Origin of the sequence: Vibrio sp. T3Y01, assembly GCF_013114525.1 — a bacterium.
In the GTDB taxonomy this organism is placed as follows: domain Bacteria; phylum Pseudomonadota; class Gammaproteobacteria; order Enterobacterales; family Vibrionaceae; genus Vibrio; species Vibrio chagasii_B.
In genome coordinates, this window is sequence record NZ_VTXJ01000022.1 from 16789 (window position 1) to 33329 (window position 16541).

At 44.9% G+C, this 16541-nt stretch carries 17 protein-coding genes; 6 read left to right on the top strand and 11 right to left on the bottom strand.

Going from position 1 to position 16541, the window contains the following annotated elements:
• Positions 1-108: 108 nt before the first annotated feature.
• On the bottom strand, positions 109-1005 hold the full coding sequence (locus tag F0232_RS19645; protein ID WP_105057930.1) for a LysR family transcriptional regulator: 897 nt from the start codon (positions 1003-1005) through the stop codon (positions 109-111).
• 162 nt (positions 1006-1167) lie between these two features.
• On the opposite strand from F0232_RS19645, the gene F0232_RS19650 reads away from it, so the two are divergent.
• A complete protein-coding gene (locus tag F0232_RS19650; RefSeq protein WP_105057929.1) occupies positions 1168-1806 on the top strand; it encodes an NAD(P)-dependent oxidoreductase in 639 nt (212 codons plus the stop codon).
• Positions 1807-1904: 98 nt separating this feature from the next.
• Here the strand turns inward: F0232_RS19650 and F0232_RS19655 are convergent, their stop codons facing one another.
• Positions 1905-2558: a cupin domain-containing protein gene (locus F0232_RS19655; RefSeq protein WP_008216567.1), complete on the bottom strand. Its 654-nt coding sequence runs from the start codon at positions 2556-2558 to the stop codon at positions 1905-1907.
• Between the two features lie 143 nt (positions 2559-2701).
• Positions 2702-3469, bottom strand: coding sequence for an SDR family NAD(P)-dependent oxidoreductase (locus F0232_RS19660; RefSeq protein WP_048659026.1), 768 nt, complete (start codon positions 3467-3469; stop codon positions 2702-2704).
• Between the two features lie 105 nt (positions 3470-3574).
• On the opposite strand from F0232_RS19660, the gene F0232_RS19665 reads away from it, so the two are divergent.
• Positions 3575-3913 (top strand): helix-turn-helix domain-containing protein, encoded by a 339-nt coding sequence (locus F0232_RS19665; RefSeq protein ID WP_004741127.1) that lies wholly within the window; start codon positions 3575-3577, stop codon positions 3911-3913.
• 42 nt (positions 3914-3955) lie between these two features.
• On the opposite strand, the gene F0232_RS19670 is transcribed toward F0232_RS19665, so the two are convergent.
• Positions 3956-4861 (bottom strand): LysR family transcriptional regulator, encoded by a 906-nt coding sequence (locus tag F0232_RS19670; protein WP_105057928.1) that lies wholly within the window; start codon positions 4859-4861, stop codon positions 3956-3958.
• A gap of 209 nt (positions 4862-5070) precedes the next feature.
• Between F0232_RS19670 and F0232_RS19675 the strand changes: the two genes are divergently transcribed.
• The gene (locus F0232_RS19675) at positions 5071-5790 is read left to right on the top strand and encodes an SDR family oxidoreductase (RefSeq protein WP_008216572.1); all 720 of its coding nucleotides are present in this window, start codon (positions 5071-5073) and stop codon (positions 5788-5790) included.
• 118 nt (positions 5791-5908) lie between these two features.
• Here the strand turns inward: F0232_RS19675 and F0232_RS19680 are convergent, their stop codons facing one another.
• On the bottom strand, positions 5909-7717 hold the full coding sequence (locus F0232_RS19680; protein WP_105057927.1) for a choice-of-anchor I family protein: 1809 nt from the start codon (positions 7715-7717) through the stop codon (positions 5909-5911).
• Between the two features lie 199 nt (positions 7718-7916).
• A complete protein-coding gene (ompW, locus tag F0232_RS19685) occupies positions 7917-8561 on the bottom strand; it encodes an outer membrane protein OmpW (RefSeq protein ID WP_060981098.1) in 645 nt (214 codons plus the stop codon).
• 397 nt (positions 8562-8958) lie between these two features.
• Between ompW and glgC the strand changes: the two genes are divergently transcribed.
• Positions 8959-10179, top strand: coding sequence for a glucose-1-phosphate adenylyltransferase (gene glgC, locus F0232_RS19690; protein WP_032498134.1), 1221 nt, complete (start codon positions 8959-8961; stop codon positions 10177-10179).
• 107 nt (positions 10180-10286) lie between these two features.
• Here the strand turns inward: glgC and F0232_RS19695 are convergent, their stop codons facing one another.
• On the bottom strand, positions 10287-11717 hold the full coding sequence (locus F0232_RS19695) for a YfcC family protein (RefSeq protein WP_105057926.1): 1431 nt from the start codon (positions 11715-11717) through the stop codon (positions 10287-10289).
• Positions 11718-12129: 412 nt separating this feature from the next.
• On the bottom strand, positions 12130-12714 hold the full coding sequence (locus F0232_RS19700) for a hypothetical protein (RefSeq protein WP_061033842.1): 585 nt from the start codon (positions 12712-12714) through the stop codon (positions 12130-12132).
• 507 nt (positions 12715-13221) lie between these two features.
• Between F0232_RS19700 and raiA the strand changes: the two genes are divergently transcribed.
• Entirely contained in the window at positions 13222-13578 is a 357-nt protein-coding gene (gene raiA, locus F0232_RS19705; RefSeq protein WP_008216582.1) for a ribosome-associated translation inhibitor RaiA, read from the top strand.
• A gap of 220 nt (positions 13579-13798) precedes the next feature.
• Positions 13799-13954: a DUF3012 domain-containing protein gene (locus F0232_RS19710; protein ID WP_081090369.1), complete on the top strand. Its 156-nt coding sequence runs from the start codon at positions 13799-13801 to the stop codon at positions 13952-13954.
• Positions 13955-14127: 173 nt separating this feature from the next.
• Here the strand turns inward: F0232_RS19710 and phnE (F0232_RS19715) are convergent, their stop codons facing one another.
• The 3 genes from phnE (F0232_RS19715) to phnC are packed head-to-tail and all read right to left on the bottom strand — an operon-like array spanning position 14128 to position 16501.
• Positions 14128-14931, bottom strand: a complete 804-nt coding sequence (gene phnE / locus F0232_RS19715) for a phosphonate ABC transporter, permease protein PhnE (protein WP_008216584.1) — start codon at positions 14929-14931, stop codon at positions 14128-14130.
• Complete coding sequence (gene phnE / locus F0232_RS19720; RefSeq protein ID WP_061033843.1) at positions 14931-15743, bottom strand: phosphonate ABC transporter, permease protein PhnE; 813 nt, start codon at positions 15741-15743, stop codon at positions 14931-14933. Before phnE (F0232_RS19720) ends, phnE (F0232_RS19715) begins: the two co-directional genes overlap by 1 nt.
• Positions 15731-16501, bottom strand: coding sequence for a phosphonate ABC transporter ATP-binding protein (gene phnC / locus F0232_RS19725; protein ID WP_105057925.1), 771 nt, complete (start codon positions 16499-16501; stop codon positions 15731-15733). The genes phnE (F0232_RS19720) and phnC overlap by 13 nt, the downstream gene beginning before the upstream one ends.
• Positions 16502-16541 lie beyond the last annotated feature (40 nt).

Below are 16541 nucleotides of genomic sequence, written 5' to 3' on the forward strand. Positions count from 1 at the left end.
CTGGAACTCTGAATTATTGAGTTCAAATCCGATATCACCATTGATATCGGATTTTTGTATTTATGGGCTTTTAAATTTCTATCGCTATGTATCATTGCCTATGAAGTTTCAAACATCACCGGACTTGATATCGCTAGCCCAAGCTTGTGCCGCAAAATCAATGAACTGACGAACAACTGGAAGCTGATAACTGCGAGACAGATACACTGCCCACAGAACGCTGCTGGGCGAAACAAACTCATCCAATATTCGTATCAGTTTACCATTCGCAATCAGTGGGTTGGCTAAATCACAAGGTAAACGAACCACCCCTTTTCCATGCTGTGCAGCGCGAGTTAGCACTCCAACATCGTTAGCCTTGATGGTGCCAGACACCTCAACTGAATAGTGTTGATTGTCCTTAACAAAATCCCACTTAGAAACATTCAAGTGACGAAAACAATTGTGTTGTCGAAGCGCCTCGACCGTTTCAGGTTCACCATGTTTGTCCAAGTAGGCTTGCGAGGCACACACCACTGAATCAATGACCATTAGCTTTCGTGCAATCAAGCTATCGTCAGGTTGATCAGTGTAGCGAAGTGCAATATCGATCCTCTCATCCACCAGCTGAGTAAAGCGGTCTGAGGCAAACAGCTCAACCGTGATATTAGGGTGGCGCTCAGTGAACTGCTCGACCACGTCCAACAACATATGCTGAGTTAACCCGATGGGTGCGGCAATTCGAATGGTTCCAGAAAGATCATCGGTTTGATTGAGTGACGTAACTTCTAACTCAGCGGTCTCATGAAGGATTTTCTCACAGCGTTGCAGAGCGATTTCCCCTGCCGCCGTCAAGCTCACCTTTCGAGTCGTCCTATGTAATAGCCTCTGCTTCAGCCACCCTTCTATCTCTTGAACATGACGTGAAACCTGCAACCGACTCATGTCCAAATGCTCAGCTGCTTGGGTGAAGCTGGCACAATTCGCAACTTCGACAAAGCTACGCATTGCCGTCAACCTATCCATCACACTCTCCTTGAACTATTTCGCAGCTAATCGAATCTTATTAGATCACTATATAGATACAATCTACATCATTTTACGATATTTATCGCAACCTAGTGAGCTATTAGACTGCAATGGCTGTCGAGAAAACGACTCAATAAATTAGATAATTGGAGAGAGATTATGAAAATTGCAGTATTAGGTGCATCAGGTTGGATTGGTAGTCACATCGCTCAAGAAGCTCAATCTCGTGGTCACGAGGTCGTTGCTGTGGTAAGAGATGCAAGCCGGGTGGAAACCAAAGGCATTGAAGTTCGTTCATTTGATTTACAAGATGAAGCCGCAAGTCTAGCAAACGCACTATCCGGCGTTGATGCAGTCATTACTTCGATTGGCGGACGTGCTCTGGGTAATCACGACATCGTAAAAAACACAGCGACTAAATTGCTGGCAACATTACCGAGCATCGGTATCGATCGCCTACTTTGGGTTGGCGGAGCTGGCTCATTAGAAGTAGCGCCAAACGTACCGCTAGTGGCTGTTCCTGACTTCCCTGCGGATTACAAAAACGAAGCGCTAGCACAGGGCGAAGCTCTTGAAGTGTTCAAGCAATCTAATAGCGAAGTTAACTGGACGTTCGTTAGCCCTGCCGCAGAAATATTCCCGGGCGAGAAACTATCGACCTACCGCACTGGTGGCGATCAACTGCTCACCGACGAAGATGGTAACAGCAAAATTTCAGTCAGCGATTACGCTATTGCGATGATTGATGAGCTCGAAGCTGGCAAGTTCCCGCGCCAACGCATTGGTGTTGCTTACTAATGCTCAAATGTGTATTAGGTAAGCTCAATAGGCACTAGAAAGCAGAAAGCCGCTGACTTTTAGTAAGCGGCTTTCTATTTTACTTATCGAGATAATCATCATATCAGTGGCAAATGACCTGTTTTCACTAGGATGACCGTCTCTTCTTCCACATAAGGGAAATGCTCGCTCATGTGAGGGCTACGCATCCAAGTATGTTTCGGGTACACGCCATGTTCATCTTTAAAGGTGCCCGACAACACAAAGATCTCTTCTCCACCAAAGTGACGGTGCGGCTGAAAACGTTCGCCAACAGGCCACTTAACTAAAGCGACATGCTCGTGCTCAAACTCATGTAATGGCATGACTTGTAACCCGCCAATACCAGGTAGCCATTCCGTTTCGAGCGTATTGACTCGAACTTGCGTTAAGTCTCTCGCATCAAACTGATTAAGCTTAACTAAGATCGTGCAGCCCTCTTTACTCGATGGGGAATGCGCGCTGCCTGGCGGATTACGGATATAAGTGCCAGCGGGGAAATCGCCAGTTTCATCTGAGAACACACCGTCTAATACGAAGATCTCTTCTCCTTGCGGATGTGGGTGTTCAGAGAATGAAGATTGAGGGTCGTATTTCACCACGCTAGTCGTGTGACCTGATTCTTTCTCTTCTCTTTCTAGGGGCTTACGCCACACTCCTTTGGCAGGGCTTGCAACCCAATCTAGTTTATCGGTTTCGATAACCAATCTCTTTGAAAAGTCCATGTTGAGCATAATGACGACCTTACTCTAAATATTGTTTTAATTATTATTGTCTTGCTAATGTCTATTCTACGCGAATAACGAGCGAGGGGGAGACTTCGCTGCTAATTGCTAATTGCTAACAAAGCATCCCCCATATTAAAAACTCGGCTCGATTAATTGCGGCCTGCGATCACACCACCATCAACATCCCAGATTGCACCCGTTACCCAATCGGCACTGTCAGACAGTAGGAAAGAGATACTGTTTGCGATGTCTTTCGGTTGACCCACTCGACCAATTGGGTGAAAAGCATTGAAGCCTTCTAGCGCTTGGTCCACTTCTTCTGGCTTAATGAATGATTCGTAGATCGGTGTTTTAACGACCGCTGGAGACACCGCATTCACGCGAATGTTGTGGTCTGCAAGCTCCATCGCCATATGCTGTGTTAAAGCGTGTAGTCCTGCCTTTGCCATTGAATACGCAGAAGATGGCGTCGCTTTAATAGCTTGTTTCGCCCACATAGAGCCTACATTTACCACGTTTCCGCCACCGTTTTTGATCATCAACTTACTGACAGCTTGAGTGATGAAGAAAGTCGCTTTATTAAGCTGCATGTATTGCTCGTAATCCGACTCCTGATGCTCGATAAACGCTTTAGGGTTAAAGTAGCCAGCCGCATTAACAAGGTAACCAATACCCTCTTCAAGTGACTCTAGATGCGCAATAAGATTCGACACACTTGCATCATCATAAAGATTAGCTTGCCAGCCAGTAGCGTGGCCCAGCGACTGAAGTTCTGATACAGCTTTATCTAACTTAGTTGGGTTATTGCCGACAACCAGCACATGGATGTTTTGAGCGACCAACTGCTTCGCTGTTTCAAAGCCCATACCACTTGTGCCACCGATTACTACTGCAATACCATTTTTAGTGAAGTTCATTTTGTTATCTCCTAAGTCATGTGAACGTGGTAATCTTAGGCTTTGAACTAACACTATGAATAGTAAGTACAAATCGGTTAGGTAGGTACTTATTGGTACATCTTTATGAAAAATCAGGAAAACTTTTTTTCAAGAAAATCAGCGCCAGAGCGTTCCGCTCGCATGGTAGAGACCATCTACGGTTGTAAATGGTCGCTCACGGTTTACCAATTACTGGCAAATGGCATCAATCGTCCCGGTGAAATGGTACGCTCGGTCGAAGGGTTATCGACCAAGGTCTTGAATGAATGTTTAAAGCGAAATGTAGAATTTGGGATTCTAGATAAGCAAATGTTCAACGAACTGCCACCAAGAGTGGAATACCAAGTCACTCCATTTGGTGAGAAGTTCTTACTGATTCTGGATCAACTAGAAAGCCTACAAAACGAAATCGACGAGATGTAAGCTCAAGCCGGTCACACTATTAGCAAAATACAGAAAGCACGATTAGCTCACTGGCATTTGTTCAAAGCGACTTTTCACAAAATCAATAAAGGTTCTAATCCGGCTTGGTTGATAGCGGTCTCGGTGGTAGATCGCTGAAAAGTCCACTTTAGGTACCACCCAGTCGTCAAACACCTGAACTAATTGCCCATCATTAAGTTCTTGTAAGCAATAGATAGTAGGTACACGAATAATCCCGTTCCCGGACTTCGCACCTTGTACCAACACTCGACCATTTTTACATTGCAACCTACCCGTCACATGCACATCGAGTGTTTTCTTGGTGTCATCAAGCGCCTGAAAACTCCATTTACGCACCGAGCCGGTTAAGCAGTCGTGATGGATCAACTCTTTAGGGTGGTTAGGCTTTCCTTTGCGAGCAAAATACTCAGGGCTCGCGAGTGTTCCCATCTCTATGTCCAATAGCTTCCTCGCAATGAAGCCCGCATCTTCAAGGCTCCCCATACGAAAAGCGATATCGAACGCGTCTTCAATCAAGTCGACTCGGTTACTACTGAAATCAAGGCTGATGCTGATATCTGGGTAGAGCTGCATAAACTCATTGACCAGATCCGCGATGATCACTTCGCCTAAATAACCGCCAACACAGTTGACTTTGATGTCACCGCGTACCTCTTCGACATCATCAACCGCAGCAATCAGCGCTTGGTCTATATTATCTAAGGCTTGTTCACATCTCGTGTACAAATCTTGCCCTGCGTGAGTCAGCCTCAAGGTTCGAGTAGTGCGGATAAACAGCGTTACACCCATCTGCTTTTCTAGGCTACTTACTTGGCGTGATACGTGGGAACGCGACACATCCAACTCCTCCGCCGCTTTGGTGAAATTACCTAAACGAGCGATCAGCACAAAAGAACGAATATCAGACAGGTTAATTTGATTAAGCATAGTCGCCAGCTTACTAATGGAGTTATGAGATAGACGCTTTATTGTTGCACTACAGCAACAGTGTTTCAAGTAAAGCGCTATATATCAACAATGCTATTTTCCTTAATATACCTCCATCGCAACGAAGCAAGACAACAAACACTTGATTCGAATGCACTTAAACAATACGTCGTAGCCAACCGACGCAATAAAAGTACAGAGGAAATAAAATGAAAAAACTAATCGTAATTACAGGTGCAAGCTCTGGTATTGGTGAAGCAATCGCTCGTCGTCTAAGCGATGAAGGTCACCCTCTGCTACTTTTAGCTCGCCGTATTGACCGCCTTGAAGCACTGAACCTACCAAATTCACTGTCAGTGAAAGTAGACGTAACAGACAAAGCGTCTTTTGACGCAGCTATCGCACAAGGTGAAGAGAAATTCGGCCCTGTAGATGCGCTTATCAACAACGCTGGCGCAATGCTTCTTGGTCAAATCGATACTCAAGACGCACAAGAGTGGAAGACAATGTTCGATGTGAACGTGATTGGTCTTCTAAACGGCATGCAATCTGTACTTGCTCCAATGATGGAACGCAACACAGGTACTATCATCAACATCAGCTCAATCGCGGGTAAGAAAACATTCCCAAGCCACGCAGCTTACTGTGGCACTAAGTTCGCGGTACATGCTATTTCTGAGAACGTTCGTGAAGAAGTGGCCGCTTCAAATGTTCGTGTTACTACTATCGCACCGGGTGCTGTTGAGACTGAGCTTCTGTCTCACACTACATCTCAAGAGATCAAAGACGGTTACGATTCTTGGAAAGAAGACATGGGCGGTGTATTGGCAGCTGACGACATTGCTCGCGCAGTATCATTCGCTTACCAACAACCACAAAACGTATGTATCCGTGAAATCGCTCTAGCTCCGACTAAGCAACAGCCATAGGCTTTTGTTATCGCGACTAAATCAGCGATTTAATAAGCTATGAACTAAAAAGCGCCACGACTTAACAAATCGTGGCGCTTTTGTTTGGATTCAATCAAATACCAAGTAATAAGCCAGGTTAGAACTCAACGCGGTAAACTGATGTGCTACCACTCACTTCATTGCCAACCGCAATAAAGTGGTTACCAAAACGAGTGAAATACTTAATTGACTCTGGACCTAGGTCACCCGCTTTAAAGTTGTAAGTATCGTTGTCGCAATCACCGTCTTCATCAACCTTAGTGCACACTGGTTGTGTAAAGTCTCGGTTGTTCAAGTAGCTGATAAAACTTGCGTTCTTAGGCTGTGTTACATCGTAAACCATGATGCCACCTTGGCGCTCAAGGCCGATAAAGGCATAGTGCTTACCGTTAATCTCAGCCACTTCGATAGCTTCAGGTTCTACCCCTTTATCATCGCTGCGATCGTCACCACTTTGGTTGTTATCATTGGTGCTGTTGAAGTTTGCAGGATCTTGATCAAGAACGATTCGAGCGAAATCATCACCGCTATCAAACACTAGCTCGCCAGACTTATCCCAAATAGAGAAAGAGCGGCTACCGAATGCTTGAACCTTTTGGTCAGCAGCAAGCGTGCCTTGTGGCTTGATCACTTTAAGACGTGCAAGTTGCTTATTGTCTTTCAATGCACCAGCCAATGGGTGGTTAGCCTCAACATCTAACTTTTTGCCACGCACTTCATCAACATAAGCGATACAAAAGTCTTTCTCTGTGGTGTAGTTTTCGGTGCCTTTATAGTCATCGCCATCCCACTCAAAGCCTTTATCGTCACACACTTGTTGCGTCGTCTTGATGCCATACTCGCGGCCGTCACCTTCGTTCGCCGTCACGATGTAGGTGTTGCCATCGACACTGTAGCTAGTGATGCTGTCTGGCATGTAAAGTCCTTCTAACATCGCGTAGTTTTGTAGGTTGCCGATATTTTTGTCTTTATTCGACGCATCTAATTGCGCGCTATCCCAAGGTTTGCCGCCTAAACCAAGAATCGCATCCACCTCTGCCGTTGCGACATCAATCGCTGCTAGTGCGTTGTTCTCTTGCAGGGCAACGTAGAGTTTGCCGTTGTCAGCAAACGTTAGGTATTCAGGCTCTAGGTCTTGAGCGACGGTCGCATCGGGAGCTGAAATTCGAACCTTATCGGTTAATTCCTGGTGACGAGGCTGACCTTGGTTAAATGCCTTGAAATTAATCTGAGTGACCTTCGCTTGCATCGGCCCATTCGCTAAATCCACCAATGTCACCGAACCTTCAGGATCAATGCTGTAATCCGCATTCGGCTCACCTTCATTTGCAGAAGCAATGTAGCGACCGTCTTTCGAGAAGCTCACCATGTCTGGCAGTGCGCCAGCTGTGTAAGTGGTGATAAGCTCTAGTGTGTCTGAGCGATACAAAGCAATAATGCCATTTTGTTGCTTGTCCGCATTTTCAATCGCAACCGCAACTAATCCTTGATGAGTCGACACGCTGTTCGCAGCTCCGATATTGATACCCGAAGCTGTAGCGGCTGATTGAAGGTCGATAGAACCCTCAGATGTCGGTGCGCTATCAGCGTTCATCGACAACACATCGACTTTCTGAGCTTGAGCGTTAACCACATAAAGCTTATCGGTACATGAATCGTAGCTGACGATTTCGGCTGCAGACGTATCAAACGGAGCGTCGGCAATGGAACTGCCAACCAGAGTAAGCCCGGTGACCTCAGCATCGCTTGCGATTAGCTGTTGGCTGGATTGACATTGAAGGCTAAAAGCATCAAGTGATGTTTGAGATGATGTTGCCGGCTTTGAAGTTGATTGAGAACAACCAACTAGAGCCGAGCTTACTGCGATAGGTAGTAATAAAGTCAGCTTATTAAATTTACGATTCATATATCCTCCATAATTTGAATCGCGATCATAGAGGCCGCTTATGACAGTTATCTTTCCCTTTTGTTAACAATAGGTGACGACAATCGGTTTCTTTTACCCATAACAACAGAAGGTTAGAATGAGCATTTCATTAACAAGCACACAAAAAAGGCGCACAAGCTGGCTGGTGCTTGAGCGCCTTAATAAACTGAATCGTAGGTTAGAAGTTGTAACCACCACCGATCATGAATACCCATGGGTCAATATCAACGTCTGTAGAATAGTTGTTCCCATTAATATCAGAATATTTAGCTGTAGTACCGATGTCAGCGTACCAAACCGATGCGTTTAGGAACCAATCTTCATTGATCATGTAATCGATACCTATGTTCGCAGCAAGTCCCCAAGAGTCATCCAAAGAAACATCCGTTAGGCCTGCATTTTTTCCGTTAGCATTCAATCCTTCATCAAAGAACACTGTGTAGTTAAGGCCTGCACCTACGTAAGGACGGAAGTCGCTGTTCGCTTCACCAAAGTAGTATTGAACCATGAACGTTGGCGGGAGGTGTTTCGTGTCGGCAATTTTGCCTAGACCATTAACAGAGATACTGTGAGAAAAAGGGCTCGCTGCCAATACTTCAAAGCTGATGTTGTCAGTGAACATGTAACCGAAAGTCAGGCCAAGCTGAGTATCAGAATCAACTGAGAATTCTAGGTCAGGGTTATTAAGTACAGCGCCGCTGCTGTCGTTTGGAGATACTGTTGCTGCACCTGCACGGATGATGAAATCACCTTCTTTATGAGCAAGAACATTCGTCGACATAAGAGCCGCAATAACCGCAATACCACATACTGTTTTTTTCATTATTATTTCCTTGAGGGCTTCATTTTATTGGTGAATGAGTAATCATTTCTTATTTTGCGTGCAAGTTATCACAGAATACCCCTACTTTATTGATGGAAATCAATTTGTGAAAGGTTATGATTATTTGTGTAAATTTATATCGACCCGATCACTTTATTCCTTCATTTTATTGACAGTTTTGTAATGCGACTTTTCCGTGCATCATTTTGTTAACTCTACCTTTTCACTTTGCTCGGATCTCTTTGGATCAAAATAGAGCAAGCCAATACCTCGTACGCATCAATTTGGTGCAGTCCCGAAAAATTCACTGCCACCTTGTTTAATATTCAATGAGTTACATTTGGCTCAGTGCTTGCAGGACCATATGCATAATCATAAATACATTGAGGTTCTGACTATGCAAGACACTCTAACAATCGTTCTGGCCGGCGGTGTTGGCTCTCGGCTTTCTCCCCTAACCGATAACCGCGCAAAGCCTGCGGTGCCTTTTGGTGGCAAATATCGAATCATCGATTTCACGCTCGCGAACTGCCTACACTCCGGGCTTCGCCAAATTCTGGTGCTGACTCAGTACAAGTCTCACTCTTTGCAGAAACACTTACGTGATGGTTGGTCGGTGCTTAACCCCGAGCTCGGCGAATACATCACCAATGTTCCCCCGCAAATGCGGACAGGTGATAGCTGGTATAGCGGTACGGCTGATGCGATTTATCAAAACTTATATTTGCTGTCTCGCAGTGAAGCTAAGCATGTAGTGGTGTTATCTGGCGACCACATCTATCGCATGGATTACGCCCCAATGCTCAAGCAACATAAGCAAAATGAAGCCGACTTAACGGTAGCCTGCATGGAAGTGTCGATTGATGAAGCCAAGGAATTTGGTGTGATGGAGATAGATGAGTCTCTACAAATCAATAACTTTACCGAGAAACCACGTTACCCCGCGTGTGTACCCGGTAGACCGACCCGAAGCATGGCTTCAATGGGAATTTACATCTTTGATAAAGAAGTACTGACACAGGCATTATTGGCAGACGCAGAAGATCCAGACTCAAGCCACGATTTCGGTAAAGACATCATTCCCAAGTTAGTCGGCAACAACAGTGTTTACGCGTATAAGTTTGGTGACGAAGAAGGGCGCGTAACCCAAGATGCTTACTGGAGAGATGTGGGTACGATCGACTCTTATTATCAATCGAACATGGATTTGTTAAAGCCAACTTCGCCAATCGATTTGTATCAGCCAGATTGGGCGATTCGCACCTATGAGCCGCAACTACCGCCCGCACGCACCATCGCTTCGGTAGAGGGGAATCAAGGGATTTTCATCAACTCGATGATCGCAAATGGCGTAGTGATTGAAGGTGGTTCAGCGCAAAACTCTATCTTTTTCCCCAAGGTAAAAGTCAGCAATGCCGCGATTGTGATTGATAGTATTCTGTTTGAAGATGTTGAGATTGGAAAAAATTGCCACATTCAAAACTGCATTATAGATAAGAATGTGAAAGTACCAGATGGAACCCAAATTGGTCTTGATAGCCTTGCTGACGCCAAGCGTTTCCACATTTCGAAACAAGGTGTCATCGTCGTCCCCTCCTCTTATCAGTTTGAAGAGTGATGCTCTATCTCGGTTAACTTCACCTCAAACGAAAAAGGCAGCGAATTCGCTGCCTTTATAGTTATTGGATTGTTTCAAGCAAAACTTATCCGACTAAAGCCCGAGCCTTAGAATGGACCTAACTCAATCATTTGAGCAATCACGACTGAAATCAGAGCGCCTACCGACCAGAACAAGAACAGTGGTAAGAAAAAACGTACCCACTTGCCATAGGGTACTTTGGCAATCGCTAGTACCGCCAGCAAGCCACCGTTGGTTGGATAAATGTAATTCGAGATACCGTCACCCAATTGCGATGCCAACGCCGCAACTTGACGAGTCACTTCGCCAATGTCTGCCAATGGAATGATAATTGGCATGGTGATCACCGCTTGACCACTACCCGACGGAATAAACAGGTTAATCGCCGCTTGTGAGAAGTAGATACCCGCCGCAGCAACAAGCTTAGAACTGCCTGAAATGATCTGCGCAAGATAGTAGATGATCGAGTCGACAATCTTCGCGTCTTCCATAATGGTCAACACCGAACGCGCAAAGAAGATGATCAATACAGCGACCAATACATCGCTGACACCTTTGGTCCAATATTCACAAACCTTGTTTGGAGACAGTCCCGCCACTAAGCCCGGAATGATCGCCATTGCCACAAACGCACCTGCAATCTCAGTAAAACCAAAGCCCATCGTCAGGGTGCCGAAGATCATATACGCGAACACACCCAAGAACGCGATACCCGCTAGCTTCTCACGTAGAGTTAGAGTCTTCGCTTCAACATTCGATTCGTAATGGTAGCCTGTGCCATGCAACAAACCTTTGGTTGGATCTTGTTTTACTTTTCTTGCGTAATTCAACACATACCAAGCACCAGTCAGCAGCATAAACATACCGACAATAAAGCGATACCACATGCCTGAGTACAAAGGCAGTTCAGCGATAGTATGTGCAATACCCGTGAAGAATGGGTTTGCCAACGCCGCAGCAAAACCTGCACAACTTGCCAGTAGAACAACGCCTAACGCTGTAATCGCATCGTATCCAAGCTTGATACAGATCGGAATCATCAATGAGATGAAAATAACATCCAGTTCACGCATACCGGTGAAGGTCACGTTGAAGAAGATCGCCGTCATGATCACTGGCGCGATCACATATAAGCCTTGTTTCTTAAGCTTAGTGGTGAGCGCAACAACCGATGCGTCTAGCAGACCCATGTGTTTGATGATACCGAAAGCACCACCAACAAATACCACAACACCCATCACGCCAGAAGCGGATTTGAAGCCTTTAAAAAATGATTCGAAAAAAGAGGCTAATGTTGTTGGGTTGCTTGCTAATAGTGTATAGCTGTCTGGGTCGATCACCGTGCGGCCATTCATAACCACTCGTTCAAACTCGCCTGCAGGGATAAAGTAGGTTGCGATTGCTGCAACGATTACCATGATGACCAAAGAAAGAAATGGATGGTTTACTTCTTTCTCTGTCGAAGCTGTATTACCAGCTGGAGATGTAGGTACGGATGTAGATACCGTAGACGTCATATAGACTCCTTACTTGTCAGCAACCAAGCAATACTTGGCGCCAGGGGGATTTTTGGAAAAACGAAACCCTTCACGCAGAACATAGTTCGCGCTAACTAGGCTGTTTCTAAAAGGCCTTTGATAGATGGTGCTCTCAAATGTACATAGTGAAGTAGTGAGAACTACTCTCTTTGCGTCCGAGCAAAATGCAGATGTTCGGCCAAGTCAGGCCAAACTGAATGAGGTCATTACAAGCAGATAAACAGAAAAAGACTGTTTGGGTAATGCGTTTTTTATCAATTACAAAGACAAGCGGCGCATACTAGCATAACGAGCAGTAAAATGTCAGAAAAGTGTGAGTTAAGTCATGTTTTGGTGGGGGGGTATAAAAAGCACCCTGCAAACCAGAGCGCTTTTCGGAAATGGAATAAAACTACTTAGGTGCTAGCTCGTAGTTCTCTTGCATCTCATGAGGGGCAATACCGTACTCATAATCCGCTAAGTAACCGTCCTTATAAACCTTCATCCCTTTTTCATCCCAACTCACTTTAATCACGGCTGTTTTGCCATCTTCGCTGCCCATTAGTTCAAGCATTTCAGCATCAATCTTAATCGCTTTGATGGTTTTAATTCGCTTAAACGGCTTGAACTCAGTGGTCGACGTTGGCAGTGAACCATAGCTACTGATCCACGTCTCTTTTGGTACCAACCATTGGTTGAAAACATCATCAACAATCGCCTTAGGCATGCTTGCAATAACTACATCATCCGTCATCACGTTGTTGGTTTCTAAGCTGTAACCACCCTTTCCGTCAGAAACGTAGGTCGGGAATTCAGTGCCTATTTCAGATTCAGCAGGCAAACGGCCTAGCGTCACAGACTTTTTAACGTACAGCTCTGCAGTTTCAAATTGCTGCATGATCTCTGGAATTTTCTGAAACTCAACAGGCGCAGCAAAAGCATTAAAAGCGAAAGAAAGTGAAGCTGCAACAGCAGCCAATTTAACAGGCATTTTCATGGTAACGGATCCAAATTTAACGACGGTGTTATGGTATCCCGTACTAACAGGTATCTCAATAAACTACCGCAGTCCTTGATGGTAATTGTGATATTGAGTGACGAATGCATAAATAGTTAGTGCGTTACTCAGATCTGTCGGAGCTTTGAAGCAAGTTTCAATATGGAGTGGGCTGTTGAGTGTCTATAAATTAGAGTCTAGTGGTAACTTATTTATCAAAAACGAAAGAAGTTAGCCAAGTGACAAGTTCGGAATTATAAAGCCGATGAAGAGATATTCACTAGAGTGACGCTCATAATTAGAGCAAATCATCAAGGATGGAGTATTTTTGAACATGTCTCGAAAACACGAAACATAATATGCGATCAGTTATTCGGACTTTCAAGGGAGTAAGTAGAGATTATTTGATAACACTGAAGTCAATCACACATGTGTACTTTCTCTATTGGTTAATCTATCCGATGTTTGCTACGTTTAAATGACACAGTCATTGGAAAGGTATGATTTATGAAAATAAACGTTCAAACACATCACGTATCAATTAACGACGACTCACGTAAAGACATCGAAGGTAAGTTCGAAAAGATATCTAACCATTTTCCATCACTGATCAGCTGCGACATCATCATTACCAAAGAACATGGTCAACATCAGGTTGAAGTGTTCACCAACTACGAAGGTGTGCGTGTAAACGCAAAAGCGACAGATGACGTAATGTACCCAGCTATTTCTTCAGCAATCAAGAAGCTAGAAGCAGGCCTAAGTAACCGTAAGGGACAATTAAAAGCAGACCTACACGAGAAACCAACAAGTACCAAGCCAGAGATTGCTTCGGACATCATCCAAGAGATGAAACTGGTATAACTCCTCAAGTAGTCAAAGCTTACCGATAAAAGAAGCTTATTAAGAATTTCAAAGCCAGCACATGTTGCTGGCTTTTTCGATCTTGAGACTCCGTCATCCCTTCTCGTTACCAAATCGCGACTTCAGCTCAAATCTATATCGCCGGCCCCTGATAGCTATGACAATCATCAGTAGTATTTGATAGAGTTATCCGAAATCTAGCCCAAACGGAATATTTGTTATGAAGAAAGTCACGTTGATCCTTTTCCTAGCCACTCAATTAATGGCTTGTACAGAAGTTGGCAGTGAAGCTTGGTGTGAAGATATGAAAGAGAAACCAAAAGGTGACTGGACGGCGAATGAAGCGGGTGATTTTGCTAAACACTGTATTTTCTAAGCGCTCGCTCTCCGTTAAATACAGTTTAATACAGAACACACCGCATAAAATAACGACCGCTAGGTAGACCGAATTACCTAGGGTCGTTTGAGCTTTAAAATGCTAGATAGGCAAGCTCTCAACTTTCAAACGAAACACATGTCATAAAAAACAAAGTGAACACAACACACCGATTAAATCAGTTTGTTACGGATGTGGATAACCACCGCTTCTGCAACGATAACCACCGCAAAAATACTCACTAATACCATCGAAACTTTTTGCCATTCAAAAAGGTTTTGCGCATCGTTAAGCACCACGCCAATACCACCAGCGCCCACCAAACCCAATACCGCAGATTCACGAACGTTGATGTCCCAACGGAATAACACGATTGAGTAGAACGCTGGCATCACTTGTGGCCAATACCCTTTCAACAAGATACTCATCCACGAAGCACCCGTTGCGCGTAAGGCTTCAATAGGCCCCATGTTCACTTCGGCAATGGCTTCCGCTAACAGCTTCCCTACAAAGCCGATACTGCGAATTGCAATTGCCATGATGCCGGCGAGAACACCGGGGCCAAACAGTGCGATAAACAGTAATGCCCATACCAGTGAGTTCACCGAACGTGAAGACACAAGGAAAAATTGAGCAAACCAGTTCAACGCTTTATTGGGAGTAATGTTTGGTGCATTCAACAACGCCAAAGGAATCGCGAACACCAAAGTAAACAGCGTACCCAAGGTCGCGATGTGCAACGTTTCAATCATCGCGGCATGGATCGTTTGTGGGTAAAAAGCGTAATCCATTGGCACCATACGCTGAAACATATCAGCGAACTGAGCAGGCGCGTCATAAAGAAATTCAGGAATCACTTCCACCGTCTGCCAAGACCAAACAATGGCACACACTAGGCTAAGGTAAACGGCGAATCGAGCCACACGTTCATTAGGTGTAAAACGCTGCCACTCTCTATCGATAGATGCAGTTGTCATTAGAAGATTCTCCTAACAATGTTGGAAAGGAATTCACCGACAAGAATCAGTGCGATAATGGTGAGCAAGATAGCGGCAACGAAATCATAGTCGAAACGTTGGAATGCAGAGAAGAGTGTGCCGCCAAGGCCGCCCGCCCCCACAATGCCCACCATAGTCGAATTACGCAGATTAGAATCCAACTGATAGCTTGCAAAGCCAATAAATCGCGTGAAAACCTGCGGCATCACGGCATACAGAATGACACTAACAAAGCTAGCGCCTGTCGCTTTAATTGCTTCAACCGGTTTAAAAGAGATCTCTTCAATCGCTTCAGCGAAAAGCTTAGCGATGAAGCCTATCGACGCAAACACTAAGGTCAAGATGCCAGCTAGCGCCCCAAAGCCCACCGCTTTTACAAATAAGATGGCGATGATCACTGGATGAAAAGAGCGACATAAGGCGATAAAAGCACGGACCGGCGTTGAGACGATCGCTGGCATCATATTTCTTGCAGCAAGTAGACCAAGGAATAATGAAATCACAATGCCAAAGAAGCTCGAAATAATCGCAATCTGCAAGCTCTCTGCGAGACCACTCAATAACAAACTGGTACGTGAAAAGTCAGGCGGGAACATTCGAGATAGTAATCGTTCACTTTCACCAAAGCCGATGATCAAACGCTCAAACGTCAGCCCCAAAGTCGAAAAGCTATAGAACAAATAAGCGATAACACCAGCAATGATCGCACGGTTCGTCCACGACGCTTTAAACGGGTTTTCACGGTTAGCTTGCGAAAGACTTGGCGACGAACTTGGGTTTAATCCAGCCATGACTCACCTCCGTAGATGATTTTCAGATCTTCCTCTGAGATGCCTTCTGGGCTGCCATCGTAATGCACCTTGCCATTACACATACCAATGATACGTTTGGCATAGCGCTTGGCTAAGTTCACATCGTGGATATTCACCAACACCGGGATGTTTTTCTGTTCGGCAAAGGTTTCCATCAACTCCATGATCTCAACCGCGGTTTTCGGGTCAAGTGATGAGGTTGGTTCATCAGCAAGAAGGATATAAGGGTCTTGCATTACTGCACGAGCAATACCAACACGCTGCCTTTGACCGCCAGATAAGCTGTCGGCACGTTGGTTTGCAAAATCTTGCAGACCAACAAATTCCAGTAACTCAAACGCTTTTGCTAAGTCTTGTTCTGAGTAGTTACGGCGCCACGCATTCCAAGCGGTCATGTAACCTAAACGCCCACTCAACACGTTTTCGATAACCGTTAAACGCTCTACCAAGTTGTACTCTTGAAAGACCATGCCGATATGACGGCGCTGTTTACGAAGTGCTTGGCCTTTTAGTTGAGTCAGGTCGGCACCATCAAAAATGATCTCCCCTTGGCTAGGGTCATTAAGACGGTTAATACAACGTAGAAGCGTACTTTTACCGGTACCTGACGGTCCGATAATCGCGATGATACCAGGCTCGTCGATATCAATATTAATGCCTTTAAGGATTGGCTTGCCTGCCACATATTCATGAAATAGGTTGTTGATCTTTATTCCGTCATAGCTTGCTACGGCCATACTGCATTTCCTTGTGCGAATTTTAGAATGATCTATGCCC

Excerpts from the sequence above, each read along its gene's own strand:
- F0232_RS19645 (WP_105057930.1), bottom strand. The coding sequence starts at position 1,005 with ATGGATAGGTTGACGGCAATGCGTAGCTTTGTCGAAGTTGCGAATTGT.
- F0232_RS19650 (WP_105057929.1), top strand. The coding sequence starts at position 1,168 with ATGAAAATTGCAGTATTAGGTGCATCAGGTTGGATTGGTAGTCACATC.
- F0232_RS19655 (WP_008216567.1), bottom strand. The coding sequence starts at position 2,558 with ATGCTCAACATGGACTTTTCAAAGAGATTGGTTATCGAAACCGATAAA.
- F0232_RS19660 (WP_048659026.1), bottom strand. The coding sequence starts at position 3,469 with ATGAACTTCACTAAAAATGGTATTGCAGTAGTAATCGGTGGCACAAGT.
- F0232_RS19665 (WP_004741127.1), top strand. The coding sequence starts at position 3,575 with ATGAAAAATCAGGAAAACTTTTTTTCAAGAAAATCAGCGCCAGAGCGT.
- F0232_RS19670 (WP_105057928.1), bottom strand. The coding sequence starts at position 4,861 with ATGCTTAATCAAATTAACCTGTCTGATATTCGTTCTTTTGTGCTGATC.
- F0232_RS19675 (WP_008216572.1), top strand. The coding sequence starts at position 5,071 with ATGAAAAAACTAATCGTAATTACAGGTGCAAGCTCTGGTATTGGTGAA.
- F0232_RS19680 (WP_105057927.1), bottom strand. The coding sequence starts at position 7,717 with ATGAATCGTAAATTTAATAAGCTGACTTTATTACTACCTATCGCAGTA.
- ompW (WP_060981098.1), bottom strand. The coding sequence starts at position 8,561 with ATGAAAAAAACAGTATGTGGTATTGCGGTTATTGCGGCTCTTATGTCG.
- glgC (WP_032498134.1), top strand. The coding sequence starts at position 8,959 with ATGCAAGACACTCTAACAATCGTTCTGGCCGGCGGTGTTGGCTCTCGG.
- F0232_RS19695 (WP_105057926.1), bottom strand. The coding sequence starts at position 11,717 with ATGACGTCTACGGTATCTACATCCGTACCTACATCTCCAGCTGGTAAT.
- F0232_RS19700 (WP_061033842.1), bottom strand. The coding sequence starts at position 12,714 with ATGAAAATGCCTGTTAAATTGGCTGCTGTTGCAGCTTCACTTTCTTTC.
- raiA (WP_008216582.1), top strand. The coding sequence starts at position 13,222 with ATGAAAATAAACGTTCAAACACATCACGTATCAATTAACGACGACTCA.
- F0232_RS19710 (WP_081090369.1), top strand. The coding sequence starts at position 13,799 with ATGAAGAAAGTCACGTTGATCCTTTTCCTAGCCACTCAATTAATGGCT.
- phnE (WP_008216584.1), bottom strand. The coding sequence starts at position 14,931 with ATGACAACTGCATCTATCGATAGAGAGTGGCAGCGTTTTACACCTAAT.
- phnE (WP_061033843.1), bottom strand. The coding sequence starts at position 15,743 with ATGGCTGGATTAAACCCAAGTTCGTCGCCAAGTCTTTCGCAAGCTAAC.
- phnC (WP_105057925.1), bottom strand. The coding sequence starts at position 16,501 with ATGGCCGTAGCAAGCTATGACGGAATAAAGATCAACAACCTATTTCAT.